Below are 26,069 nucleotides of genomic sequence, written 5' to 3' on the forward strand. Positions count from 1 at the left end.
CCTGAAGTCGATTCTTGAGGTATGGGAAAATGAGTAATGAGACCCTGAGTGCTGAGGAGCTTGGCAATAAGCTGCTCCAATCTGTCAAAGAAATGAAAGCGGGCAAAGCGGCGCGAATCAGTCGTGTTGAGCCTAACGAGGTTGCAGAGGCGCGCAGCAAAACTGGACTAACCCAGATTGAGTTTGCTGAGGTACTGCATATTTCTCCGCGTACCTTGCAGGAATGGGAGCAAGGTCGACGCAAACCCTCCGGCCCGGCGAAGGCTCTCATCGAGATTGCTTCCCGCCATCCAGAAGTCATCCGGGAAGACCTCAAACTCAGGGGTTAACAAGCGGCTGTTGTCGGACGCACCTACGCTGGCGCTCCGGCACGCCGAAAAGCCAGGGCGTTGGGTGCATTGAGGATCGTGTTAATGGCGTTGATCAAATTGGCGGGAGTTGCAGTTTTTATTCTGATCTCGGGCTGCACCTACGGGCCACGAGAGGAGCGAGCATCTATTGAAAATGTGACAGCACGGCCAGAGTCCCTTCAGTTCGCAGTAGCAGTAAACTATGCGCGATTCCGGCCTGCAACTGGCATAAACGCATTTCCCAATGGAGGAATACCACAGTATCTCGAACAGGCTGCCATAGTGTACCTCGTTGATGTTTCGACTGACGATATTGTGGAGATCGCCCGAATCCAGGCACCCGAGCAGTTACAAACAAGTTTTAGTTCTCACTTGACCGGTTGGAAGGGAGAACGGGTATATATTCAGTTGTCCGGTTGCCCAGGCTCTGAATGTTATGGCGACCTCATGCAGTTTCGCCATTATGAGCTCAGCTCCGAGGCGGTGCCTCGAAGTATTGAATCCCGCCCCGAGGATGTAGACCGCCCGCCCGGTATGCTCGCACGTGCGCCTGGAGAAGACATATATATGAGAGTCAGCGCTGGCTCACGAGTTATTAGTGTACGCACGGATGAATCAGAGCCTTTCGTTGATCATTACATAATTGAGAATTCTGGCGAGCTGGCCCAAACTGGGGCCAACCGAGACTTGGACTGATGACTGCCCAGCTACTTAATCGATCAGGAAACCTTCTGAAAAAAAGAAACGGATCGGGTAACCCATGTCAGAAATCGCCAACACCCCCAAGCCCCCATACTACGCCGTCATTTTCAGCAGCCACCGCACAGACGGTGACAACGGCTACGCTGAAATGGCCGAGCAAATGGTGAATCTGGCCGCTGAACAACCGGGTTTTCTGGGCATCGAATCCGCCAGGGAGTGCCTGGGCATTACGGTTTCCTATTGGGAAAGCCTTGAGGCCATCCGCAACTGGAAGCAGAACGCGGAGCATCAGGAGGCCCAGCGGCTTGGCCATCAGCAATGGTATTCCAGTTTTCGAGTGCGGATTGCGAAGGTGGACCGGGAGTACGGGATTTAAGCCATCTGACCGCATCAAAAAAATCCCACGAATGTCGAAAACCGCGATGCCCGATCGACTACTGCCCCGCGATCCGCGAGGCGGAGGACGCCCGCGAATCGTTACTTCTGGAAGTTCGTTACTGTTGATGCCAGGCCAGCGAACACGATAGTGGGCCAGCCACTTTCTCGCCGTTGGAAATTACCTCCCAAAAGATCTAGTTTTATACACAGGGAGGTGACGTGCCATGCGTCAGGAACATGTCCAGGAACCGGACGACAGCTTGCCGGAACACAGCGAAGGCATCCGGGTTGGCCGTGAGTTGCTCGCCGCCACGAAGCCCTACGTTGAAAAGTCTGCCGCCAGAAGCTGGTGGCTTGTCGGCTCAACTTTTGTTTTGATGATTGCAGCCCTGACCGCTGCCGGGCTGATCCAGTGGTGGCCTCTCAGGCTGGTGTTTTCAGTATTGGGCGCCCTGCTGATGGTGCGTACCTTCATCACCTTTCACGATTACCTGCACCGCGCAATTCTCACCAACTCCCGGGCTGCCTACTGGCTTTTCCACGCTTTTGGCGCTCTGATGCTGACACCAACGCGTTCCTGGCTTGCCAGCCATAACTATCACCACGGCCATGTGGGCCAGATTTCGGAGGCCAGCGTGGGCGCTTTTCCGCTGATAACCGCCCGCATGTGGCGGGAGGCAACGCCGTGGCAGCGATTTACCTATCGCGCCCAGCGCAACCCGCTGGTGGTGCTGCTAAGCTACCCGATTGTGTTCGGTCTCAATATTACGCTCCTACCCCTGCTGAAGAACCCCCGCAAGCACCTCGACTTTGTGGCAGCACTGGTCAGTCACTTCGCGTTGATCGCGGTGGTATGGGCGCTCGGCGGGTTCAGCATGGTGTTCTTTGTGATCCTGCTGCCCATGACCCTTGCCTCCGCGATGGGCAGCTACCTGTTTTTTGCCCAGCACAGCTTCCGGCGCATGCAGATTGCCTCCCCCGAGGCCTGGAACTATTACCGGGGGGCCATGGAGTCGTCCAGTTACATGCGGATGAACAAGGTGATGCAATGGTTTACCGGCAATATCGGCTACCACCATATTCACCACCTCAACGTTCGAATTCCCTTCTACCGCCTTCCCGAGGCGATGGCGGATATTCCCGAGCTGCAATCTCCGCTGGTAACAACCCTGGCACCCGGCGACATTGCAGACTGCTTCCGGTATGCGCTCTGGGATGAGGACAAACAGCGCATGGTGTCCTATCGGGAGGCCAATCCGGCTTGACGACACTGTCACGATTGCGGCGGTTGTCGTGACAGGGCGCGGATTTCACTGCGCAAAGCGCTGACCTCATCCCGGAGCGCGATCAGCTGTTTGGCCCCGGCCACTTCGGCGTCGTTACTTTCGGCATCGCGCCCGACGAAGAAAGTGGCAAGCGCTGCCGTCACGTAGCCAAAGACTCCAAAAGCATACAGCGCCAGAAAGCCACAGAGTAAACGCCCTTCCGCAGTCTGCGGCCAGTACTCCGAGCCCATGGTTGCCATGATCATGGCAGTCCACCACAGCGACTCGATATAGCTGTCGAGACCTCCGGGCACCTCGTTCTCAAAAGCGTACATTCCGGCTGCGCCTGCGAAGGTGACGAGTAAAGTGAGGGCGATTACATATCCGAAGCCCCGTCGGCTCAGGCTGGCGCCCAGCGCCTTCATACCGCGATTCAGGGAAGTGACGACCCGCACCAGTCTTAATCCGCGCCCCGCCCTTGCCAGGCGGAGCAACCGGAATACACGGAAAATGCGGAAGATCCGCAGGGCGGGGAGCAAAAGGGCAATCGCGGTCAGCCAGTTACCTTTCAGGTAAACGAACCTGTCCGGAGCCAGTACCAGCTTTACAGCGAAATCGATAATAAAAACGACCCAGATGGCCGTACCGAGGAAATAGAACAGCGCGCTCTCGCCCCGAACCAGCTCTACTATCAATAGCACCAGCCACACGAATGCGAGGACCAGCATGGGCGTTTCCAGCCAGCCCTCCAGACGCTGGAGCAACTCGTAACGCTCCCGTTTCAGCTTTTCTTCATCAGGGGCGTTTGCACCAGGTTTTTGTTGAGTGTCTTCCTTGCTCATCGGATATTCTCCCGTTTAACCCATCCAGGTAGGCCGGCCCCTGAATCAGCGCTTGTCAGCCTCCCGCCACCATGCTTCACTCAGCAGACGCGAACCCGCTTCCCAGGAGACTGCTTATGTCCGGCCCTGTTACTCGTTCAATACTACCATCCGGTGCCAGGCGGCTATGGCTGTCGCTGTTCGGCATCGCGATTCTGAGCGGGTGTTCGTCACTGTACTACGACACCATGGAAAAATTCGGGTATGAAAAACGCGACATCCTGGTGGACCGGGTGGAAGACGCGCGGAACAGCCAGAATGATGTTCAGGAAACTTTCCGTTCGTCTCTGGAGCGCTTCCAGAGCGTGGTGGATACGCCGGACACCGAGCTGAAGGAACAGTACGCCGAGATCAGCGATGCTTATGAAGACAGCAAGTCGAGCGCGGAAAAAGTCCGCGACCGTATCGACAAGGTGGAAGACGTCGCAGAGGCTCTTTTCGATGAATGGGAGGATGAACTTGATCAGTACGAAAGCGATTCTCTGCGTCGTAACAGCGAACAGCAGCTCGATGAAACCCGCACCCAGTACAACCAGCTGATCAGCCGCATGCACGAAGCCGAAGAACGCATGGACCCGGTTCTGCAGGCATTTCAGGATCAGGTGCTGTATCTCAAGCATAACCTCAATGCCCAGGCGATTGGCTCCCTGGAAAACGAACTGGTGAATATCCGCCAGGACGTGGATGCGCTGATTCGCAACATGGAACAATCAGTCTCGGAATCTGAGGCGTTTATCCGGCGTTTCCGCGAAGGCGGGTAACGAGCCAACACCCTCAAGGAGATGATATTCATCCCTGTTACCTCACTGCACTGGCTGGCACCCGCGAACGCGAGATCGGTGGTCGCCTTGATCTGATCGTAGTACCTGGAGGCCGCATTTACACCCATATCAGTGTGATTACTGGCGGTAGGGCTGATCAACTGGGCCAGCTGAGTCCAGGCCTCCGCAGACTGGCGGTCCTGTTGATAAGCTGTGAAAGCCGGCGACTCCGGTTCAGGGGGCTTGTCACTTAAATACACTGAGTTAAGCTGTTCATAAATGCACCAGCAAGGTAACTCAGGACTATGGGACAAACCTCGGAAAACTTCAGCAATAGGCTACCGACCATTCCCCCACTGGACCCTGACCGTGTCTCGCTTATTGAGAAGGAAGGATTGACTGTCAAACAACTGGAGCCCCTTGGCGTTGAAATATACGGTGCTGATGTTCGTTCCAGGCTGCCCGAGCCTGTCATTGAAGCCCTGGAAGTGGAAATGGCGAATCGGGGCTTCATCGTCTTTAAACATCAGGCTGGCCTGTCCGCTGATGAGCTGGTTGAAGTGAGCAAATGGTGGGGGGCTCACCAGATTCATTCCACCCATGGTGTTCATCCTGCAACGCCCGAAAGGAACAGGCACATCTTCCGCTGTTCCAACGACGCTCGCCACGGCATCCTTGGTGTTGGGCCGCAGTGGCATAACGATGGCAGTTTTGAAGCGGCCACATTCTCGCACTCGGCATACTACATGGCTCGGGCACCTGAACAGGGAGGCGGTACCCACTTTGCCCATCAGGGAGCTGCCTTTGATGTTCTTCCAAAGGAAAAGCAGGAATTCTGGGAACGCCTTGTTTCTGTCAATTCGGCTTCAAGCGTGACTCATCCGTTAGTCCACACCCACCCCATTTCCGGAAAAAAGAGCGTGTGGCTTCATCTGGGGATGACCGGTGCCGTTATCGAGAGGCTGCCGGAAGATGATTTATCAATAGATGAACTGAAAAAAGAACCAGCAACCACGGACAGATTTCGCCTGCTGACAGAAGATGAAATGAAGCAGCTATTCAATGACTATAACGATCTTATGAATGCCTCTTTCGAGAAGGGATACGGGATACGTTATCACTACGACACCGGTGACCTGCTCTACATCGACAACTGGGCAGTCGCTCACAGGGCTGCGCCTGAAGCTCATATGCCTGTCGAAAAACAGGGACTGAGGATTATGGACCGTGTCACCATCAAATCGAAGCAGGACCTGGCTCCTCACTTTGGATTGCCTCAGTACATCAATATAAACGGGCCTCATCCATTCAATAAGGATGGTGTATGGCAGGCTGGTGGTGTGGGCTTTCGGTGGAAAGATGACATCCGCCTGCAAAATTAATCCATGGCGTAAAATCAGGTCTTCCAGTCCACTGGCGCGCGAGGATCGGGCTGGCTTGGCTGCTCAGTGGCTGCAGCGTTGACATACCCCCGGTTCTGCTTTTTTTCTCTCGCTGTCGATTTCCGCCGGCACCAACCGACTACCCAGTGAAGTCACACGACAATCACTGGAGAACGACAGTATGAAATACATGTTGATGCGCAAAGCCGATGCTGACACCGAGAACGCCGTGCTACCCACCGAAGAAGTCCTGCAGGCCATGGCGGACTACAATGAGCGCATGACCCAGGCCGGCGTGTTTGCCGGCGGCGACGGTTTGCGGCCAACGCGAGAGGGTTGCCGCATTCAATTCCGCAATGGAGAGCCCACGGTTATCAACGGGCCGTTCGAGCAGACCAGCGAGCTTCTGGCGGGCTACAGTGTGCTCGAAGTGGATTCCCTCGAAGACGCCATCGCCTGGGCGAAGCAGTGGCCAAAGGAGGATGCCGGCGGCAATGCTACCCTGGAGTTACGCCGTTACTTCACCATGGAGGATTTCGAGCCCGGCCCGGCGCTGGAGAAGCATCGCGCCCAGGAAAAACTGCCCCGGGAGATGAACGTACATGTGGCCTTCGGCGGCAACTGCCGGGAAGCGATGGAATTCTATGCCGAGGTAACCGCAGGCCACCTTGAAGCCATGATTACCTACGGGAAAACTCCCGCAGCGGCGGACGTGCCCGCAGAAATGCATGACCGCATCGTCCACGCCTCCCTCAACATCCGGGGCCGCCGGCTGATGGGTGCCGATATGGGCGGTGAGTGCTATCAGCCACCCCAGGGTGCCCAGGTTCATCTTGAGTACGACACCCCCGACCAGGCGGAACGGGTTTTCCGGGCACTGTGCGAGGACGGCACGGTGATCATGCCGTTCGAGCAGACTTTCTGGGCCAACCGTTTCGGAATGACCAGGGACCGCTTTGGCATACAGTGGATGATCAGCAACGACATTGCCCAGGGCCAGTAAGGGACAACAACAGGGAGACAGGCAATGACCAAGCGCGCAAAAAACACCATATGCCTCTGGTATGACGGCGATGCCGAAGAAGCGGCACGGTTCTACGCGGAGACTTTCCCCGACTCATCGATTGACGCCGTTCACCTTGCGCCAGGAGATTACCCTTCCGGAGCGCAGGGGGATGTGTTAACAGTGGAGTTCACCGTAATGGGCATCCCCTGCCTGGGGCTCAACGGTGGCCCCACCTTCAAGCACAGTGAGGCGTTCTCGTTTCAGGTTGCCACCTGTGATCAGGAAGAAACCGATCGTTACTGGAACGCGATCATTAACAACGGCGGCGAAGCAAGCGCCTGCGGTTGGTGCAGGGACAAATGGGGTCTGTCCTGGCAGATTACGCCGGCGGTTTTAATGGAAGCGATAGCCGATCCGGACCCGGCAGCCGCCAAGCGGGCATTCGAAGCCATGATGACAATGGGCAAGATCGACATCGCCGCCATTGAGGCTGCACGGCGGCCAGTGTAAAAACCGCGATGGCCTTCCCCCGGCTTTTTCCACGCGAATAGTAGCTATACTATTGGATTCGTAACGTGGCGAGGAAGTGTCAGGGGGATCCGGAGTGATCGATCCGTGCCAGCCAACCGAATCAGAACTCCTCGACCGGATCGCCCATGCGCATCACCGTGTACTGGTGACAGGCGAATCCGGTAGCGGAAAAACCACCCTGATCCGCCGGCTGATGTCCGGGCTCTCTGTCAGGGGATGCAGCAGTTATTGCCTGAACTGCGACCCCGGCCTGCCCGCCTTCGGGGTGCCAGGCACCCTGGCGCTGGCCCGTCTCGACGGCCATGACTGGTCCGTCCTGGCCAGCGCCCCCCTGTGCACCCTGGATGCCGGCCGTTTCAGGATGCCCCTGGTGATGGCCGCCAACCGGCTGCTTTCCCTGGCACCACAAGCCCAGAAGTCCACGCTGTTCCTGGACAGCCCCGGACTGGTTCGTGGCGTCGGTGGTGCCGAATTACTCCAGGCACTGGCCGCTACGGGGCATATTGACCTGTGCCTGGTGCTGGCGCGCGAAGGCCATGCACCGCCACTGCCCGACGAGCTGGAGTCCCTGCCAGCCCGGGTTATCACCATGACCTCGCCTCCCCAGGCCCGCTCCCCGACGCGAACTCAACGGGCCCTTCAGCGTAGCAGGCTCTGGACAGAGCACCTGGGCAAGGGCGAGATCGTAACCCTGTCGCCCGGGCAGCTCACGCTGGTGGGCACGCCACCGCCCCTGGATAACCCGGGGGCCTGGCAAGGCCGCCAGGTCGCCTTGATTCACCGTAGCCAGCTTCAGGCTCTGGCCGAAGTACTGGAAGCGTCACCCTCCCTCATAAAGGTAAAAGCTGCCTGCCGGCCCGGCGATGTCGACCAGTTACTGGTGCGCGATGCCGTATACCGGGACAACCGCCTGCACACTGCCCCGAAGCGTGTTCCCGCATCAGAGCCGGCCGCTGCGTCCGCCAGCGGGGCCGCCCCGGAACCGGGAGCGTTCACCAGCATCTCCGGAGAGCCCCAGGTGAAGGTGCGGGTGGGGAGTGCCCTGGCCACCCTGGTCAATGGCGTTACCGGCGACGCCCTGTTGCAGTTGCGGATGCTGCATGAGTCCCGCAGCCTCCTATTCGACATCGGCGATACCGGCCGTATGCCACTGCGTGCGGCCCATCAGGTCAGTGATGTGTTTATCAGTCATGCCCACGCCGACCATATCGGCGGCTTCCTGTGGCTGGTCCGGTGCCGCATCGGCCATTACCCACCCTGCCGTCTGTTCGGGCCGCCGGGTTTGCATAAACACGTGTCAGGCATGGTGAATGGCATCCTTTGGGACCGGGTGGAGGATCGCGCCCCTCAGTTTATCGTCCACGAATGGTATGAAGATCATCTCAAGCGCTGGCAGGTTGTCGCCGGCAAAGCCCGCGCAGTCCCCCTGGAAGCCGTCGCCATACAGAACGGCGTTGTGCACCGCGAAGTGGGGTTTGATGTCCGTGCCACCCGGCTTGACCACCGAACCCCGGTACTGGCCTACGCCTACGAGCCCCGCTGCCAGCTAAGGGTGCGCGGTGACCAGCTGGACGCCCTCGGAGTGGCTCCCGGCCCCTGGCTGCAGCAGCTCAAACACGCCTACCTCCTCCGCCAGTTTGAACAGGTTATTTCCCTGGGAGAGGGCCGCTCCGCATCCGTGGACGAGTTGTCCCGGACCCTGCTGCTGGAGGAGCCCGGTGAGAAAATGGTGTACGCCACCGACTTCCGGGACAGCCCCGATAACGTCCGCAAGCTCAGCGAACTGGCCCGGGGCGCCCATACCCTGTTCTGCGAGGCTTCATTCCTGTGCTCCGACCGGGACCAGGCCGAGCGTACCCAGCACCTGACCACCGAGGCCTGCGCCCGCATCGCCAACCTTGCCGAGGTCCGGCAACTGGTTCCCTTTCATTTCTCCCATCGCTATGAGAAACAGCGGGAACAGGTATATGAGGAGTTGCAGCAGTTTACTGACAGGTTGCGCAGGGCCTGAGGGTGAATGCACACCAGGGCCAGGCTTGGCCGTCCGTGCGGTTTCCGTGTCGATTGCTACTATGGGTATTATCCAAAAATAGCAGCCCGGGTTCTCCTGGTAACGAACAGACAACTTCAAGGAAACAATATGAACAACGAGCCGGTTCTCTTTGCCCTGGAAGGTAGCCAGGATTTTGGTCATGCCGTGGCGTCCCAGCTCGGCGTTGGCCTGGCCGGGCATGAGAATCGTGTCTTTGACGATGGCGAACACAAATCCCGGCCACTGCAGAGTGTCAGGGGCCGGGATGTGTACATTCTCCACAGCCTGTTCGGCGATGAAACCTCGAGCGTTAACGACAAACTTCTGCGCTTGCTGTTTTTTGTCGCGACCGTTAAAGATGCCGGTGCCAAACGTGTCACCGCGCTGGTGCCGTATCTGGCCTATGCCCGCAAGGACCGGCGTGGCAAGAGCCAGGACCCGGTGACCACACGTTACGTGGCGCAACTGTTCGAAGCCATGGGCGTAGACTGTGTGGTGGCGCTGGAGGTTCACAACCAGGGCGCATTCGACAACGCCTTCCGCTGCCAGACGGTGCACCTGGAAGCCCACAGCCTGTTCGTCAACGCAATCATGGACCGTATCGGTCACGAGCCTGTGGTTATTGTTTCCCCCGATGCAGGCGGAACCAAGCGCGTGGACCGGTTCCGGGACGCCTGGGCCGACACCACGGGCGAACAGCCTCCCACCGCCTTCCTGGAAAAACGCAGGAGCGAGGGCAGGATCACCGGGGATGCCGTGGTGGGGGATATGACAGGCCGGGTTGCCATTATCGTGGACGACATGGTGGCGAGTGGCACCACCCTGCTGCGTGCCGCCGAGGCCTGCAAAAATAAAGGAGCCACCAGGGTTTTCGGGGTCATCACCCATGCACTGTTCGGGCCGGGTTCAGATCAACTTTACCGCGCGGGCGCTATGGATCAGCTCTTCATTACTGACAGCGTTACGCCCCAGCAGGCACCCCAGGGCAAGGGACAGGTTTCCGTTGTTCCGGTAGCCGTGCTGTTCGCACAGGCCGTTCGGGAGCTGCGCACGGGCTGAGCCTGATCGTGTGTGCTATCTTTATTGATGGGTTGCCAAGTTGTGGGTATGCGGTAAGAGCAGCCGATAAAGCAACAACACTGAGGTAGCCACCATGCGTATCGCAAAAGATGATATACCTGTACAGATTGATGTACCCGGTGCAAAGGCGCGTCAGCAAACCGGCTTTGGTGATGTGTCGGGCTACGGGACGATGGGAGCCGAATACTTCTCTTTCGGTGCCGGCACCGATATCACGCAGCTATTGCACGGGCTTGAGAACGACAGTTGTCAGAGTCCCCACTGGGGATATGTTGTTGACGGTGAGATCACTGCCCTGTACACGGATGGAAGTGAAGAGACATCGCGAAGCGGTGACCTGTTCTACTGGCCGCCCGGTCACAGTGTCAGGGCGGAAAAAGATACTGATATCGTGATGTTCAGCCCTCAACACGAGCATGGCGTAGTGATTGATCACATCCGGCATCAGGTTGGTGGCTGAACAGGCGCTCCTGACGATACTGCTGCATGGCGCGTTCGACGCCATGATGCAAATGGGGGAAGTCGACATAGCGACGATTGAAGCGACGTGGCGAAGATAACAGTGCGTTTTCCGTTTTGGTTGCTACTCTAGAGAGGAACCAAAATAACAAAGGAGAACACCATGTTAGATCGGGCGTCCAAACCCCTGGTGAGTCTGGTGGACAAGTATCTGCCAGACCCCTACCTGTTCGTCATCATACTCACCCTGCTGTCGTTTATTGCTGCCATGATTTTCGAGGGCCACGGTCCGGTGGCGGTTATCGAAATGTGGGGGGATGGCTTCTGGAACCTGTTGACCTTTTCCATGCAAATGCTGCTGGTGCTGGTAACCGGGTTCATGATGGCCAGTACGCCGTTGGTGCGAGGCATCCTGAACAGGATTGCAGGCCTGGCCAAAACGCCAGGGCAGGCGATTGTGCTGGTAACCTTCGTGGCTTTGATTGCCAGCTGGATCAACTGGGGCTTTGGCCTGGTCGTTGGCGCCCTGTTTGCCAAGGCCCTGGCACGACAGATCAGGGTTCACTATCCGCTGTTGATCGCCAGTGCCTATTCCGGGTTTATCGTGTGGCACGGCGGGCTTGCCGGGTCCATTCCACTGACCATCGCCACCGATGGCCACTTCACGGAAGATGTAATCGGAATTGTCGGTACCGGCGAAACCATCTTTGCGTTCTTCAACCTGGCCATCGTAGTCGCTCTTTTCATCATCGTGCCTCTGGTAAACCGGTTGATGCTGCCTGAGGAAAGGGACAGCGTTTACGCGGACCCGAAAGTACTGGACGACGAACCCGATACCGCCGTCGTAATCAACCGCCCTGCTGACCACCTGGAGAACAGCAGGATACTGTCCTGGCTGATCGGCTTCAGCGGTGTCGCGTTCATGTTCCAGTATTTCATCGACGGTGGCGGCCTGAACCTGAACATCGTGAACTTCATGTTCCTGTTCATTGCCATCATTCTGCACCAGACTCCGAAACGCCTGCTGAACAGCCTGAATGAGGCCGTCAAAGGTGGCGCCGGCATTGTTATTCAGTTTCCCTTCTACGCCGGAATCATGGGGGTAATGACAGCCTCCGGCCTGGCCGCCAGTGTTTCCGAGGGCTTTGTTTCCATCGCAAGCGCAGCGAGCCTGCCGTTCTGGAGCTTTATCAGTGCGGGGCTGGTGAACATCTTCGTGCCCTCCGGTGGCGGCCAGTGGGCGGTTCAGGCCCCGGTCATGCTGCCAGCCGCACAAGAATTGGGTGCCGACATACCAAGGGTCGCCATGGCAGTTGCCTGGGGTGATGCCTGGACCAACCTGCTACAACCGTTCTGGGCCCTGCCTGTACTGGCCATCGCCGGCCTGAAGGCCAAGGACATCATGGGCTATTGCCTGATGTTGCTGATCATAACCGGCATTATTATCAGCATTGGCCTGACCTGGCTCTAACGCTTCCCCTCCCGTGAAAGGCCCGGAGAGTTTCAGAACTCTCCGGCGCGAGCTGTTCCTGTATCTACCGTACTCTACCGCACAGACGGCGGGATGCATGGTGGCGCATTCTCTGAAGTGAAGGAAGTTCACAACATCGCAGTCTCGGAAGCGGGGCCTGGTCGCTGCAGGGATGCACTGGCCGGGAAATCGTGCTCTCCGGACTGCGCAAAGGAGTAATGCACCATGAAAAAATTCCATTCAGCAGGGATTCTGGCCGCTCTTATAGTGGCAATGCCTATGGCTGTAACAGCACAAGAGCGCGGCAGCGGCGCTTTCGGCCCCTCGGAAGGTGAGAGGGAGTTCTCCATCTCCGGAACCGGCAGCGGTGACCAGGACTTCGACAGCGGCAGTTTCGGAGTATCCGGCGACCTGGGCTGGTACCTTCGCGACAATGTGGTCCTGGGTGTTCGCCAAAGCGTGAACTACGCCAGCATTGAGGGTGAGAACCTGAAAGACGATTTCTGGAACGGCGCTACCCGGGGTTACGGTAATTTCCAGTTCGCACCCACGGAGCGCATGCGCCCCTTCCTGGGCGGTAGTCTCGGCATGATTTACGGTGACGGTGTCAAAGACGATGGTTTTGCGGGCCTTGAGGCCGGCGGCAAGTACTATGTACTGCCCAAAACCTATCTGATGGGACGGGTGGAGTACCAATGGTTCTTCAGCAACTCCGACAACGTGGATGATGCCTTCAGGGACGACGGTGCCTTCGCTTACACGCTGGGTATGGGTTACAACTTCTAGGAAAGAATCCGGGAATTACCGGGGCGTGTACAGCCCCGTGTAATACCCCGTCCATCTGTTGTGTCAAGGCGCCAGCTTGCGCTTCAATGCCCGGGAAACCGACGACGGCAGGCTTGGCAACGCACGCAGCATCCACGGCAGTACCCGGCGCTTTACGCCACTGAGTGACTCCGGAATCATCACCTCGATCAGGTGCGGCCCTGGCATGCTCAGGGCATACTCCATGGCTTTCGCCATATCTTCTGCTGTATTGACCCTTACCGCATGCACACCCATCCCCTGCGCCATTTCGGCGAAGTTCAGCACCGGGCCGCGCAAGTCCAGCTGGGATTTGGCCTTGGCACCGGTACCGGACTGTTCGGCACCGACCCGGTCCAGTTCGATATTCAGCACCGAATACGAGGCATTATTGAAGATGATGCTGGTTACGTTGAGCTGTTCCCGGGCCATACTCCACAGGGCCTGGATGGTGTACATGGCAGTGCCATCACCGATCAGGGCCAGCACCGGCCTGTCCGGGCAAGCAACGGCGGCACCAACGGCATTGGGCAGGCCCTGGCCAATGGCACCCCCGGTGAGGGTGATCAGGTCATGCCGTGGTGCGCCAGCGGTCATCACAGACAGCATCAGGCTGGAGGTAATACCCTCGTCCACAATGATGGCGTTATCGGGCATCAGGTGCCCCACCGCCTTGCAGACTTTTTCCGCCGTAAGCTTGCCTCTTGGCCGGCCGGGGCGCTGCGGGGGCTGCAGCGCCGGTTCTGCCTGGCCGGCACCGAGGGCATCAACAAGCTTGTTCAGGCTGCCGGTAATGTCCTGATCCGGTGCGGCAAGGGTGTGAACCCTGCAGGTATCGGGAACCAGGTAGCTCTGCTTGCCCGGATAGGCAAAGAAAGAGACCGGTGCCTTGGCATCTACCAGGATCAGGTGCTCGATATCCGTGAGTTGCAGCGTCGCCAGTTCTGCCAGGTAGGCCAGGCGCTCCACCGGAGGCACGCCGGCTCCCCGCTCCATCCGGGTTGGGAAGGTTTCCGCCAGCAGGGTGACTCCACTGTGTGCGGCAAGTTTTGCCGCCGCCAGCAGGCTGGGCTCACGCAATGAGTGCCCACCCATCAGCAGGGCGGTTTTCTTGCCGGAACGGATGGCGGAAGCAATAGCATCGACGGTGGCGTCATCCGCCGGGGCCGGTTTCGGTGGCGCCAGCGGTGCACTGGGCACCCCCCCTTCACCCCAGGAAACGTCTGCCGGCAGAATCAGCGTGGCGACCTGACCGGGTGCGGTCCGCGCCGCGGCGATAGCCTCGGCGGCATCCTGGCACAGGGTTTCTGTACTACTGGCGGTGCGCACAAACCCCGGTGACACGTTGCGGGCGACGGTCTCGATATCGGACTGCAGCTGGGCATCGTATTTCACGTGGTAGGTGGCGTGGTCGCCCACGATGTTTACCACCGGCACCTTGCCCTTGCGGGCATTGTGGAGGTTGGCCAGACCATTGCCCAACCCGCAACCCAGGTGCAACAGCGTGGCGGCGGGTTTGTCCGCCATGCGGGCGTAACCGTCCGCCGCACCGGTGGCCACCCCTTCGAACAGGGCAAGGACGGCCCGCATCTTTGGCTCATTATCCAGAGCGGCCACAAAGTGCATTTCACTGGTGCCGGGGTTGCTGAAGCAGACTTCAACACCCGCATCCACCAGGGTTTTCATCAAAGCTTGTGCGCCGTTTGTCATTGTTATTCTCCAGCCTTCGGGAATTCAGCTTGTGGGGATCGATCCAATTGGTCTGTGCCGATATCGGCAACTCGGGTAACGCCGGTCAGGGTCATGGCCAGCCGCAATTCCTGTTGCCAGCTTGCCAGGAGCCTGGCCAGGCCGGCCTGGCCACCTCCGGCGAGCGCCCAGGCCCAGGGACGGCCGATCATGACGCCCCGGGCACCCAGAGCCAGGGCCCGGAACACATCGATACCATTGCGAACGCCACCATCCACCAGGATCTCGCTCTGTGAACCGACGGCAGCAACAATTTCCGGGAGTTTTTCGGCACCTGAGGCAACGCCATCCAGCTGGCGACCACCATGATTGGACACCACGATTCCGTCCGCGCCTACCTGCACAGCCTGGCGGGCATCCTCTACATCCAGGATGCCCTTCAGCAGCAACTTGCCCCGCCAGTGCTGGCGTATCCATGCAATATCATCCCAGGTCACGGTGGGATCAAACTGGGTGTCGATCCATTCCTTGAACGCATCGAGGTTGCTGGCGCCGGGGACGGCATCACTGAGGTTTCCAAAGCTGAGCGGACCACCGCGCACGGCGACATCCCATAACCAGCCCGGGCGTGACAACAGCTGCTGGATTTTCAGCACCCTGGACCTGGGGCCGGTACTGGCAAGACCGTTGCGAAAGTCCCGATGGCGCATACCCGGCAAGGGCAGGTCAACGGTAAACACCAGCGTGCGACAACCGGCCGCCCAGGCCTTGTCCAGCAGCGCCTCCACCCGGCTACGGTCGCGAATCATGTAGAGCTGGAACCAGGCAGCCTCGGTAGCAGCGGCCTGAACTTCCTCCACCGGGCAGATACCCACGGTTGACAGAGTGAAGGGAATACCAGCCGTATTGGCCGCGCGTACCGCCTGAACCTCGCCACGCCGGGCCATCATGCCCGCCAACCCCAACGGAGCCAGCACCACCGGCATTGAACAGGCCTGCCCGACCAGGGTGGCCTTTGTCTCCACCCGGTCGACATTGACCAGAACCCGCTGGCGAAGCTTTATTCTTGCCCAGTCGGTTTCGTTGGCACGAAGGGTTTGCTCGTTGTTTGCGCCGCCGTCCAGGTAATCGGCGAGGAATCCGGGCAGGTGGGCACGGGCCTTTTCACGGTAGTCGTCGGCGGTAGCCGGGTAGCCGAATCTCGGGTTCATGGGCATCAGCCTCCTGCCATGATGGATCGGACCGCTGCCCGGGCAGTCATGATGCAACCGGGCAGGAAGGTGCCTTCAAGGGATCGCTTGCCGTTAGCACCTCCGCCACCAAAGCCGGCAGCTTCTCCCACGCAGTATAGGCCCTGCACAGGAACACCTTCGGCATTGAGCACGCGGCTTTGCAGGTCCGTTTGCAAGCCTCCCAGGCTCTTGCGGGTGATCAGCTGCATGCGAATGGCGATGTAGGGGCCGGCACCGGGTTTTTGCAGCGGCGCCGGCTTGCAGGTGCGCAGGCGGTCCGGTTTCCATTCCCGGGCGTGCTGGATCAGGCGGATCTGGGGATCATTATGCAGTTGGGTACCGGCGGTGAAGTTGGCATCAAAGGCATCGGCCGTGGCCTGCAGGGTGCCGGGATTGATGTCGTGTGAGCAGGTCAGGGCATTCATTTTACCGGCCAGCTCCGCCAGGCTGTCCGCTACCAGGAAATCCCGGCTTTCACGCTGCATCTGGCGAACCAGCGATTGGTTGCCCAGCAGCAGTTCTTTCACGAACAGCAGAAACTGCTTGTCCCGTATCCGGGCGTTGTGCTCGGCACCCGAGATGGCAAATTCCCTGGCGGCAATGCGCCAGTTGAGCAGGTGCCAGGTCCAGGGTTTGTCCTGTTCGGCAACACGCTGGCAGAGCCAGTGGGTATCGAAGCCGGTGACCAGAGGTTCAGGGCCGATACGTTCGCCCCGGTGGTTCAGCCACAGGGCGGATTTGCAGGGGATGGTAGACAGGCCATGGCCCGGAAAGTGCGGGTAGGGATGCGGGAACCCCGCCGCGTAGTTCCACATCTCCCCGGCATGGGTGATGCGGCCGCCAAGGCTGTCAGCAACCCAGTGATGCATGCGGCCGTCCGCGTAGGGATGGGCACCATTGAGCATGCTGGCCGGTTGTGGGCGATCGGCAGGCCAGTTGGCGCGGCACTCCCCGTGGCTGCCGTTAATGCCCCCGGTGGCCATGACCACCGACGATGCCGTCAGCCGGACCTCCTCACCGTTTGCTTCATTGATGGCTACTGCGCCACAGACTTTGCCAGCGGCATGGTCCAGTTCGGTGATGCAATGCTGATGCAGCAATGTAAGCTTGCCGGCGCTGTTTTCACGATGAAGCGCCGCCACCAGGCAACGAACCAGTTCCCGCGCCGTACCCCAGACCACATGGTAGCGGGGCAGACGATTACCATCGCCGAAGCGGCCACGCTCAACCCAGTTAACGGCCGGCAGGAACTTGATGCCCTCCTCCCGCAGCCAGTCATATACTTCCGTGCGCGAATGTTCAACGTAGTAGCGGGCCCATTGCAGCGGCCACTGGTCATCGGGAGCCAGTTCGCCGAAGCTGAGCCAGTCCTGAAGGGCCACCTCAGGTGAATCTGCAATCTTCATGCGTTCCTGAAGAGGCGTGCCCACCAGCATCATGCCACCAAAGGCCCACAGCGCCAGGCCACCCATGCGCCCGGCTGTATCCCGGTCCGCCAGAGTGACGGTTTTTCCTGCTCGCAGGGCTTCCAGGGCCGTGACAATACCCGCCAGCCCTCCGCCAACCACCAGAATATCCGAAGCAATCGTTTTCGCCATAGTCCGTGTCCGACTCGATAAAGCTCTGTTGTCAGTATTCAAGATATACCGGTACCATGGTCGACAAATTGACTTTAGAGGCCAACGAAATTGACTTTAGAGGCCACTGTTTCCATCGGCTGGGTGAATACCGTTATTGCGGCAACTCAGCGGCTTTCCGTCGACACGGGCACCCTGCTGGCAACAGCCGGTATTGCTGAAACCGCCACAGGGTATGAGCGCTGGCCCATCGACGACATTACGCGGCTGTGGCATGCGGCAGAACGCTGCACTGGTGACCCCGGTTTCGGTCTGAAAGTGGGGGCTGAATTCACTCCCATGAGCATCAGCGGGGTGGGGTTTGCGCTGCAGTCCGCCGCAACCCTCCGGGAGGCCGTGGTGATGGTTCAGCGCTTCCAGCGCCTGATCTCGGATGGCGGGCGGTTCCAGGTGCTCACAGGCGATACCGCCACCTGGCTGGTCTATCATCCCCGGCAGGGCAAGCTGGCTTTCAGCCCCCACCAGATTGAAGCCGTTCTGGCGGCGGTTGTGGGCTTCGCCAGCTGGGTAACGGGAACCAGCATGCGTCCCTTGCGGGTACAGTTCAGCCAGCCCCGGCTGGGGCCACTGCAGGGATACCAGGCGGCATTCCATTGCCCGGTTGAATTCGAACAGGCATTCAGTGGCGTGCTCATCGACAATGCGGTGCTGGACCAGCCCCTGCCCCAGGCGGACCCCCAACTGGCACAGGTGCACAAGCGCTACACCAGGGCGCGCCTGGAGGCTCTTTCCATGAACAGTGCGTCTGTTCCGGAGATCAGGCGATGGCTGTCTGCCCGGCTGGGCCCGGCTCTACCCAGGCGCTCCGAGGCAGCGGAAGCCCTGGGCATCAGTGAACGAACGCTGGCCCGAAGGCTCCGGGATCAAGGGCAGACATTCGACCGCCTGCTGGATGAAGTACGTCGCGAGCGGGCACTTCAGGCAGTAGCGGACACCCGTGCGACCCTGCCGGAGATTGCCGAGTCACTGGGTTTTGCCGAAGTCAGTACCTTCTATCGTGCCTTCAGGCGGTGGACGGGCTTGCCGCCGGTGCGATGGCGCAGGCAGCACACCGATAAACACTGTTTGACAGGCCAAGACTGATATGATGTTATCACCTGTAACATTGTTACCAGTGATAACTTATGCCTGATAACCCAGCCACACTGAAAACCAATTATCACCATGGTGACCTGCCTCAACAGGCGCACCAGCTGGCTCTGGACATTCTCCGTGAACATGGCGATACAGCTATCAGCCTGCGCGCCCTGGCCAGACAAATCGGAGTCAGCGCCCCGGCGTTGTACCGCCACTTTATCGACCGTGAAAGTCTTTTGGCAGAACTCGCCGTCACCGGCTTTGAGGCCCTGCGCGATCGCCTGGTGGCAGTGGATCAAACCAGCCCGAGGCGGGCTTTGATTGATATTGGCCTGGTGTACGTATCTTTTGCACAGCATGAACCCAACCTGTACCGGCTGATGTTTGGGGGTCGGGTGTTACCCAAGGGCGTTCACCCCCGCCTGGACAAGGCTGGCAAGGGAGCGTTTCAGGTTCTGGAAGACACCATAGCCCGGGCCAGAGACGCTGGTTACGTGAAACCCGTTCCCCTTTCATTGATGACCGCCGCGGCCTGGTCAATAGTGCACGGGCTTTCGCAGCTGACCATTGACGGCCATCTCCCCGGTGCTGAAGTGGAACCCCAGCTGGCAGAGGGCGTTATCACGCTCCTGCTGGATGGCTCAGTGGCCGACCAACAACAGAATCACAAGGACAGCAACCCATGAGCAGCCCCAAACCAAGCACCATTCGTGTTGGCCGTCGCTACCGTGCCAATCGCCTGGACGGCCCCTACGACGCCATTGTGATCGGCTCCGGAATCGGTGGGCTGACTACCGCCGCCTGCATGAGCAAACTGGGCAGGAAAGTGGTGGTGTTCGAGCAGCATTACACCGCCGGCGGCTTCACTCACAGCTACGACCGGAACGGTTACGAATGGGATGTGGGTGTTCACTATATCGGTGACGTCGGCGCAGACCATACGCTGACCAAACGCCTTTTTGACCACATCACCGATGGCCAGCTGAAATGGGCAGGCATGGACAGTCACTTCGACCGTATCTTTATTGGCAACCGCCATGTGGACCTGGTCGCCGGGCCGGACAATTTCAAGGCGGAGCTGAAAAAAGCCTTCCCTGGTGAAGAAGCTGCCATCGACACCTATCTGGACTACCTGAAGAAGGTAGCCAGGGCCATGCCCGGCCTCGTTCTCGGCAAGGTACTGCCCGACCTTGCCGCCGGCCCGCTGCGCAAGCTGGTGAATCGTGCCGCTCCGGACTACCTGAACAAGCCGACCCGGGATGTGCTGGAGAGCCTGACCGGCAATCAGGAACTGATTGCCGTGCTCACCGGCCAGTGGGGCGACAACGGCCTGCCACCGGCGGAATCCAGCTTTATCATCCACGCGCTGATTGCGCGCCATTATCTTTACGGCGGCTACTACCCCATCGGTGGTGCTTCTGAGATGGCCAGGACCATCATCCCGGTGATCCAGCAAAGTGGCGGTGAAGTCTTCACCTACGCCGACGTGAAAGAAATCCTGATCGAGAAAGGCAAGGCGGTGGGTGTGCGTATGGCAGACGGGGAAGAGGTTCGCGCGCCACTCATTATCAGCAACGCCGGTGTATTCAACACCTTCGACAAGCTGCTGCCGGAAACCGCCCCGCACCGGGATTACTACCAGCAGAAGCTGAAAACCGTGGAACGCTCCATGGCCAGCAACTGCCTGTATATTGGCCTTCAGGATACCGCCGAGAACCTGAAGCTGCCAAAGACCAACTACTGGATCTACCCCGGCCCTGACTACGAGAAACACGTCAGTGATTTCATGGCGGCGCCCGATGAAACCGATATTCCGCTGACCTACATCTCTTTTCCCTCGGCCAAAGACCCGAGCTTTGCCGAGCGATACCCCGGCCGCGCCACCATTGAGATTGTCGCCCCGGGGCCCTATGAATGGTACGAACATTGGGCCGATAAAACCTGGGGCAAACGCGGCGAAGACTACGAAGCCAGGAAAGAAGCCTACGCCCAGCGGCTGCTGGCCAAGCTGTATGAGAAATTCCCGCATCTCAAGGGCAAGGTGGATTACTACGAGCTGTCCACGCCATTGTCCACCGACTACTTCTGCCGTTACAGCAAGGGCGAGATCTATGGCCTGAACCACACCCCCAGCCGTTTCGAACAGGACTGGCTGAAGCCGAAAACCCGTATTCCGGGCCTCTATCTGACGGGCCAGGACGTGATGACCTGCGGTGTGGCCGGGGCGATGATTGGTGGCCTGCTGGCGACGGTGGCCGTCAGTGGCCTGAAGGGGTTACCGTTGGCGAAGAAGATGTTTGCAGGTTGATTGATCAGGAGGCCCCCATGCTCTGCTTCAGCTACGGATCAAACATGTCGCAACGACGACTCCGGGCCAGGGTTCCATCGGCCCGCTTTGTGGCGGTGGCAGAGCTGCCAGCACACAGGCTCCGCTTCCATAAATCCGCCGGGGACGGCTCCGCCAAGTGCGATGCCGAAGAAACCGGCAACCCGGACGACCGGGTAATTGGTGTGGTCTACAAGATCGCGGATGCAGAAAAGCCCGACCTGGACCGGCATGAGGCACTGGGATTCGGCTACGATGAAAAGCAGGTCGTGCTGAAAACCGGGACTGGCAATCTCCACGCCTGGATGTATTACGCCACCCGCATCAATAACTCACTGAAGCCCTTCCACTGGTACAAGGACCACGTGCTTATCGGTGCCCGGGAGAATCGCCTGCCCGCTGAGTACATCGCCCGGATTGAAGCCGTGGAATCTATCGATGATCCCAGGCCCGAACGACACGGGTGGGAGCTGTCGATTTACAGCAATACATAGGTTGCCGAGCTACACCCCCAGCCGATCCCGCAACGCGTAATACCAGGCCCCCAGCGCCGTTAATGGCACCCGGAACTGGCGCCCGCCGGGGAAGGGGTAATGGGGCAGGCTGGCAAAGGCATCAAAGCGCTCGGCCTGGCCCTGGATGGCCATTGCAAGAGCCTTACCTGCCACGTGGGTAAAGGTGACGCCATGGCCGGAGCAGCCCTGGGAATAGAACACGTTATCCTGCAGACGGCCCATCTGGGGCAGGCGCGACAGGGTGAGCAGGAAGTTGCCGGTCCAGGCGTAGTCGATCTTTACACCCGCCAGTTCCGGAAATGTCTTCAGCATGTTGGGGCGGATCAGCCGTTCGATATTGGCCGGGTCACGGGCGCCATAGACCACGCCGCCACCGTAGATCAGCCGCCTGTCGCCGGAGAGGCGGAAGTAATCCAGCAGGTAGTTGCAGTCTTCCACGCAGTTGTCCTGTGGCAGAAGCCGGTTTGCGATTGCCTCATCCAGCGGTTCGGTGGCGATGATCTGAGAGCCGCAGGGCATGGATTTCGCCCCCAGCTCCGGCACCAGCCTGCCCAGGTAGGCATTGCCCGCCAGCACCACGAACTCTGCCCTCACCTCGCCGTCCGCCGTCTTCACGGTTACCGTCGGGCCGGGAACAATTTCTTTGACCTCGGAATACTGGTAAATCACGCCACCCCGGGATTCCAGCGCTGCTGCCTCGCCCAATGCCAGGTTAAGGGGGTGGATGTGCCCACCGCTATGATCAATGGCGCCACCCACGTAGCGACTGGTACCAACCCGGGCGCGAATGGCGTCTCGGTCCAGAAATTCCAGTTGGTCATAGCCAAAACGCTGCCAGAGAGCCTGCTGGCTTTCCAGGTGTTTGAGCTGGCGCGGGTTCAGGGCCGCGAAGATACCGCCCTCTTTCAGGTCGCAGCGGATACGGTAATCCCGCACCCGCTGGCGGATGATCTGGCTGCCCTCGAAGGCCATGTCCGCCAGCAGGCGCAGGTGATCCGGTGTGGTCTGGCGTTCAATGCTGTCCAGATCCCGGCTGAAGCTGTTAACGATCTGGCCCCCATTCCGGCCCGACGCGCCCCAGCCTACGGTAGCGGCTTCCAGCACAACCACCCGGAAACCCGCCTCGGCCAGGAACAGGGCGGTGGATAATCCGGTATAACCGGCACCCACCACACACACATCGGCCCGGCATGTTCCCTGCAATGCAGGACGGGCAGGCGTCCGGTTGGCGGAGGCCGCATAGTAGGAAGGAACCGGGGGAAACTGGGTCATAAGGTGGCGCCAGGCAAGGTGACGGAGGGCTGTGAAGACGAGCTGAAAATATGCCCGCTGGCGCCAGTCTATGTCAGGACCCGGGATTCGGGAAGACACGTTCTTCTACCTATATCAGCGGCAGCGATTGCGCGCGAAAGTACTGCTATGATTGGCCTATTCCCTTGCCTGAGAAACACCCATGAACAAGCCCGAAGGTTCCACCACCCCCACTGACCTGGCCGGCTGGCAGGCGCTCGCCGCGACATTGAGTATAGAGGGCCGCGCCTATGTGAGCGGTCATTACCTGGGGGCCCATCAGGGTGAGACGTTTGCCTGCATCAGCCCGGTGGACGGGCGCGAGCTGGCGCAGGTTGCCAGCTGTAGCCAGGCGGATGCGGACCTTGTGGTTATGGCTGCAAGAGAGGCGTTTGAAAACGGCGTGTGGAGTCGCCTGGCGCCAGCCAAGCGCAAGGCCGTCCTGCTTCGTTTTGCCGACCTTATTGACGCCCATGGCGATGAACTGGCCCTGCTGGAAACCCTGGATATGGGCAAGCCCATCGGCCATGCCCGGGCCGTGGACGTGCCGGCCACAAGCCGCGCCATTCGCTGGACCGCGGAAGCCATCGACAAGGTATACGGTGAACTGGCCGCCACACCCCATGACCAGATCGGCATGATCTCACGGGAACCCATGGGCGTGGTGGCCGCCATCGTGCCCTGGAACTTCCCGATGATCATGGCGTCCTGGAAGATTGCCCCGGCCCTGGCCACCGGTAATTCGGTGATCCTCAAGCCGTCGGAAAAATCGCCGCTCACCGCCATTCGCCTGGCTGCCCTGGCCACCGAAGCCGGCATCCCGGCCGGTGTCTTCAACGTGCTGCCCGGTTACGGCCATACCGTCGGCAAGGCCCTGGCCCTGCATATGGATGTGGACTGCCTGGTGTTCACCGGCTCCACCAACGTGGCCAAGCAACTGATGATCTACGCCGGTCAGTCCAACATGAAGCGGGTATGGCTGGAGGCCGGTGGCAAGAGCCCGAACATTGTCTTTGCCGACGCTCCGGACCTGAGAAAAGCCGCCGCCGAGGCCGCCACGGCCATTGCCTTCAACCAGGGCGAAGTATGCACCGCCGGCAGCCGGTTGCTGGTGGAGGAGAGTATCCGTGCCGAGTTCATCGGTCTGGTGTGTGAGGCCCTGAAAACCTGGCGTCCCGGCCACCCACTGGACCCGGCGACAACCTGCGGCGCCATTGTCGACCAGGCCCAGCTGGATCGTATTATCGAGTACATCGGCATCGGCCAGACCGAAGGCGCGAAACTGGTGGAAGGTGGCCACCGGGTAATGGAGAACACCGGCGGCCTGTATGTCCAGCCCACGGTATTCGATGGGGTGAACAACCGCATGCGCATCGCCTCGGAAGAGATCTTCGGGCCGGTGCTGTCGGTGATCGGTTTCACCACCGCCGAAGAAGCCATCAAAATCGCCAACGACTCCATCTATGGTCTGGCGGCGGCGGTGTGGACGTCCAACATCAACACGGCCCACAGGGTGGCAAAAGCGTTGCGGGCAGGCAGCGTGTGGATCAACCACTACGATGGTGGCGACATGACGGCGCCTTTCGGTGGCTTCAAGCAATCCGGTAACGGCCGGGACAAGTCCCTGCATGCCTTTGACAAGTACACGGAGATCAAGGCGACCTGGCTGATGCTCGAGTAGCGCTTCCACCGGGACACAAATGCAAAACGGCGCCACTGGGGCGCCGTTTTCGTTTTCAGGAAAGCCTCAGACCGTATGCAAGTACCAGAGGTATTCCAGGTCGGAGATGGTCATCTCGAATTCCGCCAGTTCGTGCTCTTTACACGCCACGAACACATCCATGAACTCCCGCCCCAGGTATTCCTCCATTACCGACGACTGGCTCAGCTCCCGGAGGGCATCCCGCAGGTTATTCACCAGGCTGGCTTCATGCTGCTCATGGGCGTTGCCAACGGTAGCCGGTGGCGGCTCGACTCTGTTGGAAATGCCGTAATGAATGCCCGCCAGCACCGCCGCCATCAGCAGGTAGGGGTTGGCATCCGCACCCGCCACGCGGTGTTCGATACGCAATGCCTCCGGATCACCACCCGGTAACCGCAACGACGCCGTGCGATTATCCACACCCCAGGTTGCCGCGCTGGGCACATAATATTCCGGGCTGAAGCGGCGGTAGGAATTGATGTTGGGACAGAACAGCGCCATGGCATCGTTCATGGTGGCCACCAGTCCACCCACGGCCCAGCGCAGCATGTCGTTGGGCTGCTCGGCATCACCGGCAAATACATTACGGCCGTCCCTGTTCAGCAGGCTCACATGGAGATGCATGCCACTGCCGGCCTGGTCGTGATAGGGCTTCGCCATGAAGGTGGTGTCCATCTCATGGTCGTAGGCCATGTTCTTGATCAGGCGCTTGAGCAGTGTGGCGTGGTCACAGGCACGTACCGCATCGTTCACATAATGCAGGTTCACCTCGAACTGGCCGGGCGCGGATTCCGCCACCAGGGCGTCCGCCGGCAACTCCTGTTCATGGGCGGCATCCAGCACATCCGCCAGGAACTCCGCGTATTCATCCAGATCATCAATGGAGTAGGCCTGGGTGCCTGCCGGGCGCTTTCCGGAAATGGGCGACTTGGGGGGCCGCGGCCGGCCGGCCAGGTTCTCCTGGTCGATCAGGTAGAACTCCAGCTCAAAGGCCGCCACCGGGCTCAGTCCCAGTTCGTCGAAGCGTCTGACGATGTTCTGCAGCACCACCCGCGGGTCCGCGAAAAACGGCGTTTCCCGATCCAGTTCATACATGGTCAGAAGCAACTGCGCCGTGGGCCGCTTCTGCCAGGGCTCCATGGTCAGGGTACCGTCAATGGGCAGGCACACCCGGTCAGCCTCACCAATGTCCAGGCCCAGGCCGGTTTCTTCCACCGTGGTGCCCTGGATGTTCAGGGCAAAGATCGACGCAGGCATTGCAATGCCGCGCTCGAACACCTTGGCAAGAACAGACGGATCCACCCGTTTACCACGGACAATGCCATTCATATCCGGAATCAGCAGATCAACAAACTGCAGCTCGGGGTGCGCCTTGAGGAATGCGCCGGCGCTCGCAAAACCAGAACCCATAGGGAAAGCCTTCCAGAACCCAAAAAGGCCTGTGGCGAATAACCGGCACAGGAGTTTTCAACGCTCCTTTATCCTGTTTTCCGGGGCGT

23 protein-coding genes are annotated in these 26,069 nt (G+C 59.5%); 17 read left to right on the top strand and 6 right to left on the bottom strand.

The features are described 5' to 3' along the window. The first annotated feature begins 29 nt into the window (after positions 1-29). The 3 genes from HLUCCO03_RS10385 to HLUCCO03_RS10395 all read left to right on the top strand — a co-directional run bounded on the left by HLUCCO03_RS10385 (position 30) and on the right by HLUCCO03_RS10395 (position 2,695). Complete coding sequence (locus HLUCCO03_RS10385) at positions 30-329, top strand: helix-turn-helix domain-containing protein (RefSeq protein WP_027830626.1); 300 nt, start codon at positions 30-32, stop codon at positions 327-329. Between the two features lie 781 nt (positions 330-1,110). Then, positions 1,111-1,428 carry an antibiotic biosynthesis monooxygenase gene (locus HLUCCO03_RS10390; protein WP_027830624.1) on the top strand — a complete coding sequence of 106 codons (318 nt, stop codon included), beginning with the start codon at positions 1,111-1,113 and terminating at the stop codon, positions 1,426-1,428. A gap of 226 nt (positions 1,429-1,654) precedes the next feature. Then, complete coding sequence (locus tag HLUCCO03_RS10395) at positions 1,655-2,695, top strand: fatty acid desaturase (RefSeq protein WP_081813485.1); 1,041 nt, start codon at positions 1,655-1,657, stop codon at positions 2,693-2,695. A gap of 8 nt (positions 2,696-2,703) precedes the next feature. On the opposite strand, the gene HLUCCO03_RS10400 is transcribed toward HLUCCO03_RS10395, so the two are convergent. Continuing rightward, entirely contained in the window at positions 2,704-3,537 is an 834-nt protein-coding gene (locus HLUCCO03_RS10400; protein ID WP_051603750.1) for an ion transporter, read from the bottom strand. Positions 3,538-3,653: 116 nt separating this feature from the next. Here HLUCCO03_RS10400 and HLUCCO03_RS10405 point away from each other — a divergent pair, with 116 nt between their 5' ends. The 9 genes from HLUCCO03_RS10405 to HLUCCO03_RS10445 all read left to right on the top strand — a co-directional run bounded on the left by HLUCCO03_RS10405 (position 3,654) and on the right by HLUCCO03_RS10445 (position 13,084). Further along, positions 3,654-4,337, top strand: a complete 684-nt coding sequence (locus HLUCCO03_RS10405) for a DUF2959 domain-containing protein (protein ID WP_051603749.1) — start codon at positions 3,654-3,656, stop codon at positions 4,335-4,337. Between the two features lie 305 nt (positions 4,338-4,642). Beyond that, complete coding sequence (locus HLUCCO03_RS10410; RefSeq protein WP_027830620.1) at positions 4,643-5,719, top strand: TauD/TfdA family dioxygenase; 1,077 nt, start codon at positions 4,643-4,645, stop codon at positions 5,717-5,719. A 181-nt stretch (positions 5,720-5,900) separates the two neighbouring features. After that, a complete protein-coding gene (locus HLUCCO03_RS10415; protein WP_027830619.1) occupies positions 5,901-6,722 on the top strand; it encodes a YciI family protein in 822 nt (273 codons plus the stop codon). A gap of 24 nt (positions 6,723-6,746) precedes the next feature. Continuing rightward, entirely contained in the window at positions 6,747-7,235 is a 489-nt protein-coding gene (locus HLUCCO03_RS10420; protein WP_027830618.1) for a VOC family protein, read from the top strand. Positions 7,236-7,329: 94 nt separating this feature from the next. Then, positions 7,330-9,267 carry an MBL fold metallo-hydrolase gene (locus HLUCCO03_RS10425; RefSeq protein ID WP_036197193.1) on the top strand — a complete coding sequence of 646 codons (1,938 nt, stop codon included), beginning with the start codon at positions 7,330-7,332 and terminating at the stop codon, positions 9,265-9,267. A 129-nt stretch (positions 9,268-9,396) separates the two neighbouring features. Next, on the top strand, positions 9,397-10,347 hold the full coding sequence (locus HLUCCO03_RS10430; protein WP_027830617.1) for a ribose-phosphate diphosphokinase: 951 nt from the start codon (positions 9,397-9,399) through the stop codon (positions 10,345-10,347). Between the two features lie 94 nt (positions 10,348-10,441). Further along, positions 10,442-10,828: a hypothetical protein gene (locus HLUCCO03_RS10435; protein ID WP_027830616.1), complete on the top strand. Its 387-nt coding sequence runs from the start codon at positions 10,442-10,444 to the stop codon at positions 10,826-10,828. Between the two features lie 162 nt (positions 10,829-10,990). Beyond that, positions 10,991-12,298, top strand: a complete 1,308-nt coding sequence (locus HLUCCO03_RS10440; RefSeq protein ID WP_027830615.1) for a short-chain fatty acid transporter — start codon at positions 10,991-10,993, stop codon at positions 12,296-12,298. 225 nt (positions 12,299-12,523) lie between these two features. Next, positions 12,524-13,084 carry a hypothetical protein gene (locus tag HLUCCO03_RS10445; RefSeq protein ID WP_036197190.1) on the top strand — a complete coding sequence of 187 codons (561 nt, stop codon included), beginning with the start codon at positions 12,524-12,526 and terminating at the stop codon, positions 13,082-13,084. A 63-nt stretch (positions 13,085-13,147) separates the two neighbouring features. Here HLUCCO03_RS10445 and HLUCCO03_RS10450 read toward each other — a convergent pair whose 3' ends face one another. Genes HLUCCO03_RS10450 through HLUCCO03_RS10460 form a run of 3 tightly spaced genes read right to left on the bottom strand, consistent with a single transcriptional unit; the run spans position 13,148 to position 17,621 of the window. Then, positions 13,148-14,812, bottom strand: coding sequence for an acetolactate synthase large subunit (locus tag HLUCCO03_RS10450; RefSeq protein ID WP_027830613.1), 1,665 nt, complete (start codon positions 14,810-14,812; stop codon positions 13,148-13,150). A 2-nt stretch (positions 14,813-14,814) separates the two neighbouring features. Further along, the gene (locus tag HLUCCO03_RS10455) at positions 14,815-16,008 is read right to left on the bottom strand and encodes an L-lactate dehydrogenase (protein ID WP_027830612.1); all 1,194 of its coding nucleotides are present in this window, start codon (positions 16,006-16,008) and stop codon (positions 14,815-14,817) included. Beyond that, the gene (locus HLUCCO03_RS10460; RefSeq protein ID WP_027830611.1) at positions 16,008-17,621 is read right to left on the bottom strand and encodes an FAD-dependent oxidoreductase; all 1,614 of its coding nucleotides are present in this window, start codon (positions 17,619-17,621) and stop codon (positions 16,008-16,010) included. Before HLUCCO03_RS10460 ends, HLUCCO03_RS10455 begins: the two co-directional genes overlap by 1 nt. Positions 17,622-17,711: 90 nt before the next feature. Here HLUCCO03_RS10460 and HLUCCO03_RS10465 point away from each other — a divergent pair, with 90 nt between their 5' ends. The 4 genes from HLUCCO03_RS10465 to HLUCCO03_RS10480 are packed head-to-tail and all read left to right on the top strand — an operon-like array spanning position 17,712 to position 21,557. Further along, positions 17,712-18,743: an AraC family transcriptional regulator gene (locus HLUCCO03_RS10465; RefSeq protein ID WP_027830610.1), complete on the top strand. Its 1,032-nt coding sequence runs from the start codon at positions 17,712-17,714 to the stop codon at positions 18,741-18,743. Positions 18,744-18,784: 41 nt separating this feature from the next. Further along, on the top strand, positions 18,785-19,423 hold the full coding sequence (locus HLUCCO03_RS10470) for a TetR/AcrR family transcriptional regulator (protein ID WP_027830609.1): 639 nt from the start codon (positions 18,785-18,787) through the stop codon (positions 19,421-19,423). Then, positions 19,420-21,045, top strand: coding sequence for an NAD(P)/FAD-dependent oxidoreductase (locus HLUCCO03_RS10475; protein WP_027830608.1), 1,626 nt, complete (start codon positions 19,420-19,422; stop codon positions 21,043-21,045). Before HLUCCO03_RS10470 ends, HLUCCO03_RS10475 begins: the two co-directional genes overlap by 4 nt. 17 nt (positions 21,046-21,062) lie before the next feature. Then, positions 21,063-21,557 carry a gamma-glutamylcyclotransferase family protein gene (locus HLUCCO03_RS10480; RefSeq protein ID WP_027830607.1) on the top strand — a complete coding sequence of 165 codons (495 nt, stop codon included), beginning with the start codon at positions 21,063-21,065 and terminating at the stop codon, positions 21,555-21,557. 9 nt (positions 21,558-21,566) lie between these two features. Here the strand turns inward: HLUCCO03_RS10480 and HLUCCO03_RS10485 are convergent, their stop codons facing one another. Then, positions 21,567-22,850: an FAD-binding oxidoreductase gene (locus tag HLUCCO03_RS10485; RefSeq protein WP_027830606.1), complete on the bottom strand. Its 1,284-nt coding sequence runs from the start codon at positions 22,848-22,850 to the stop codon at positions 21,567-21,569. Between the two features lie 181 nt (positions 22,851-23,031). Here HLUCCO03_RS10485 and HLUCCO03_RS10490 point away from each other — a divergent pair, with 181 nt between their 5' ends. Further along, positions 23,032-24,549: an aldehyde dehydrogenase gene (locus HLUCCO03_RS10490; protein ID WP_036197187.1), complete on the top strand. Its 1,518-nt coding sequence runs from the start codon at positions 23,032-23,034 to the stop codon at positions 24,547-24,549. A 66-nt stretch (positions 24,550-24,615) separates the two neighbouring features. On the opposite strand, the gene HLUCCO03_RS10495 is transcribed toward HLUCCO03_RS10490, so the two are convergent. Then, a complete protein-coding gene (locus tag HLUCCO03_RS10495; protein ID WP_027830604.1) occupies positions 24,616-25,980 on the bottom strand; it encodes a glutamine synthetase family protein in 1,365 nt (454 codons plus the stop codon). Between the last annotated feature and the right edge of the window lie 89 nt (positions 25,981-26,069).

It is taken from the genome of Marinobacter sp. HL-58, assembly GCF_001314605.1.
Classification (GTDB): Bacteria; Pseudomonadota; Gammaproteobacteria; order Pseudomonadales; family Oleiphilaceae; genus Marinobacter.

Bases quoted from the DNA above. Each gene is read 5' to 3' on its own strand.
- HLUCCO03_RS10450 (WP_027830613.1), bottom strand. From the start codon at position 14,812: ATGACAAACGGCGCACAAGCTTTGATGAAAACCCTGGTGGATGCGGGT.
- HLUCCO03_RS10485 (WP_027830606.1), bottom strand. From the start codon at position 22,850: ATGACCCAGTTTCCCCCGGTTCCTTCCTACTATGCGGCCTCCGCCAAC.
- HLUCCO03_RS10420 (WP_027830618.1), top strand. From the start codon at position 6,747: ATGACCAAGCGCGCAAAAAACACCATATGCCTCTGGTATGACGGCGAT.
- HLUCCO03_RS10390 (WP_027830624.1), top strand. From the start codon at position 1,111: ATGTCAGAAATCGCCAACACCCCCAAGCCCCCATACTACGCCGTCATT.
- HLUCCO03_RS10440 (WP_027830615.1), top strand. From the start codon at position 10,991: ATGTTAGATCGGGCGTCCAAACCCCTGGTGAGTCTGGTGGACAAGTAT.
- HLUCCO03_RS10405 (WP_051603749.1), top strand. From the start codon at position 3,654: ATGTCCGGCCCTGTTACTCGTTCAATACTACCATCCGGTGCCAGGCGG.
- HLUCCO03_RS10460 (WP_027830611.1), bottom strand. From the start codon at position 17,621: ATGGCGAAAACGATTGCTTCGGATATTCTGGTGGTTGGCGGAGGGCTG.
- HLUCCO03_RS10445 (WP_036197190.1), top strand. From the start codon at position 12,524: ATGAAAAAATTCCATTCAGCAGGGATTCTGGCCGCTCTTATAGTGGCA.
- HLUCCO03_RS10385 (WP_027830626.1), top strand. From the start codon at position 30: ATGAGTAATGAGACCCTGAGTGCTGAGGAGCTTGGCAATAAGCTGCTC.
- HLUCCO03_RS10430 (WP_027830617.1), top strand. From the start codon at position 9,397: ATGAACAACGAGCCGGTTCTCTTTGCCCTGGAAGGTAGCCAGGATTTT.
- HLUCCO03_RS10470 (WP_027830609.1), top strand. From the start codon at position 18,785: ATGCCTGATAACCCAGCCACACTGAAAACCAATTATCACCATGGTGAC.
- HLUCCO03_RS10400 (WP_051603750.1), bottom strand. From the start codon at position 3,537: ATGAGCAAGGAAGACACTCAACAAAAACCTGGTGCAAACGCCCCTGAT.
- HLUCCO03_RS10415 (WP_027830619.1), top strand. From the start codon at position 5,901: ATGAAATACATGTTGATGCGCAAAGCCGATGCTGACACCGAGAACGCC.
- HLUCCO03_RS10410 (WP_027830620.1), top strand. From the start codon at position 4,643: ATGGGACAAACCTCGGAAAACTTCAGCAATAGGCTACCGACCATTCCC.
- HLUCCO03_RS10395 (WP_081813485.1), top strand. From the start codon at position 1,655: ATGCGTCAGGAACATGTCCAGGAACCGGACGACAGCTTGCCGGAACAC.
- HLUCCO03_RS10495 (WP_027830604.1), bottom strand. From the start codon at position 25,980: ATGGGTTCTGGTTTTGCGAGCGCCGGCGCATTCCTCAAGGCGCACCCC.
- HLUCCO03_RS10455 (WP_027830612.1), bottom strand. From the start codon at position 16,008: ATGCCCATGAACCCGAGATTCGGCTACCCGGCTACCGCCGACGACTAC.
- HLUCCO03_RS10480 (WP_027830607.1), top strand. From the start codon at position 21,063: ATGCTCTGCTTCAGCTACGGATCAAACATGTCGCAACGACGACTCCGG.
- HLUCCO03_RS10475 (WP_027830608.1), top strand. From the start codon at position 19,420: ATGAGCAGCCCCAAACCAAGCACCATTCGTGTTGGCCGTCGCTACCGT.
- HLUCCO03_RS10435 (WP_027830616.1), top strand. From the start codon at position 10,442: ATGCGTATCGCAAAAGATGATATACCTGTACAGATTGATGTACCCGGT.
- HLUCCO03_RS10490 (WP_036197187.1), top strand. From the start codon at position 23,032: ATGAACAAGCCCGAAGGTTCCACCACCCCCACTGACCTGGCCGGCTGG.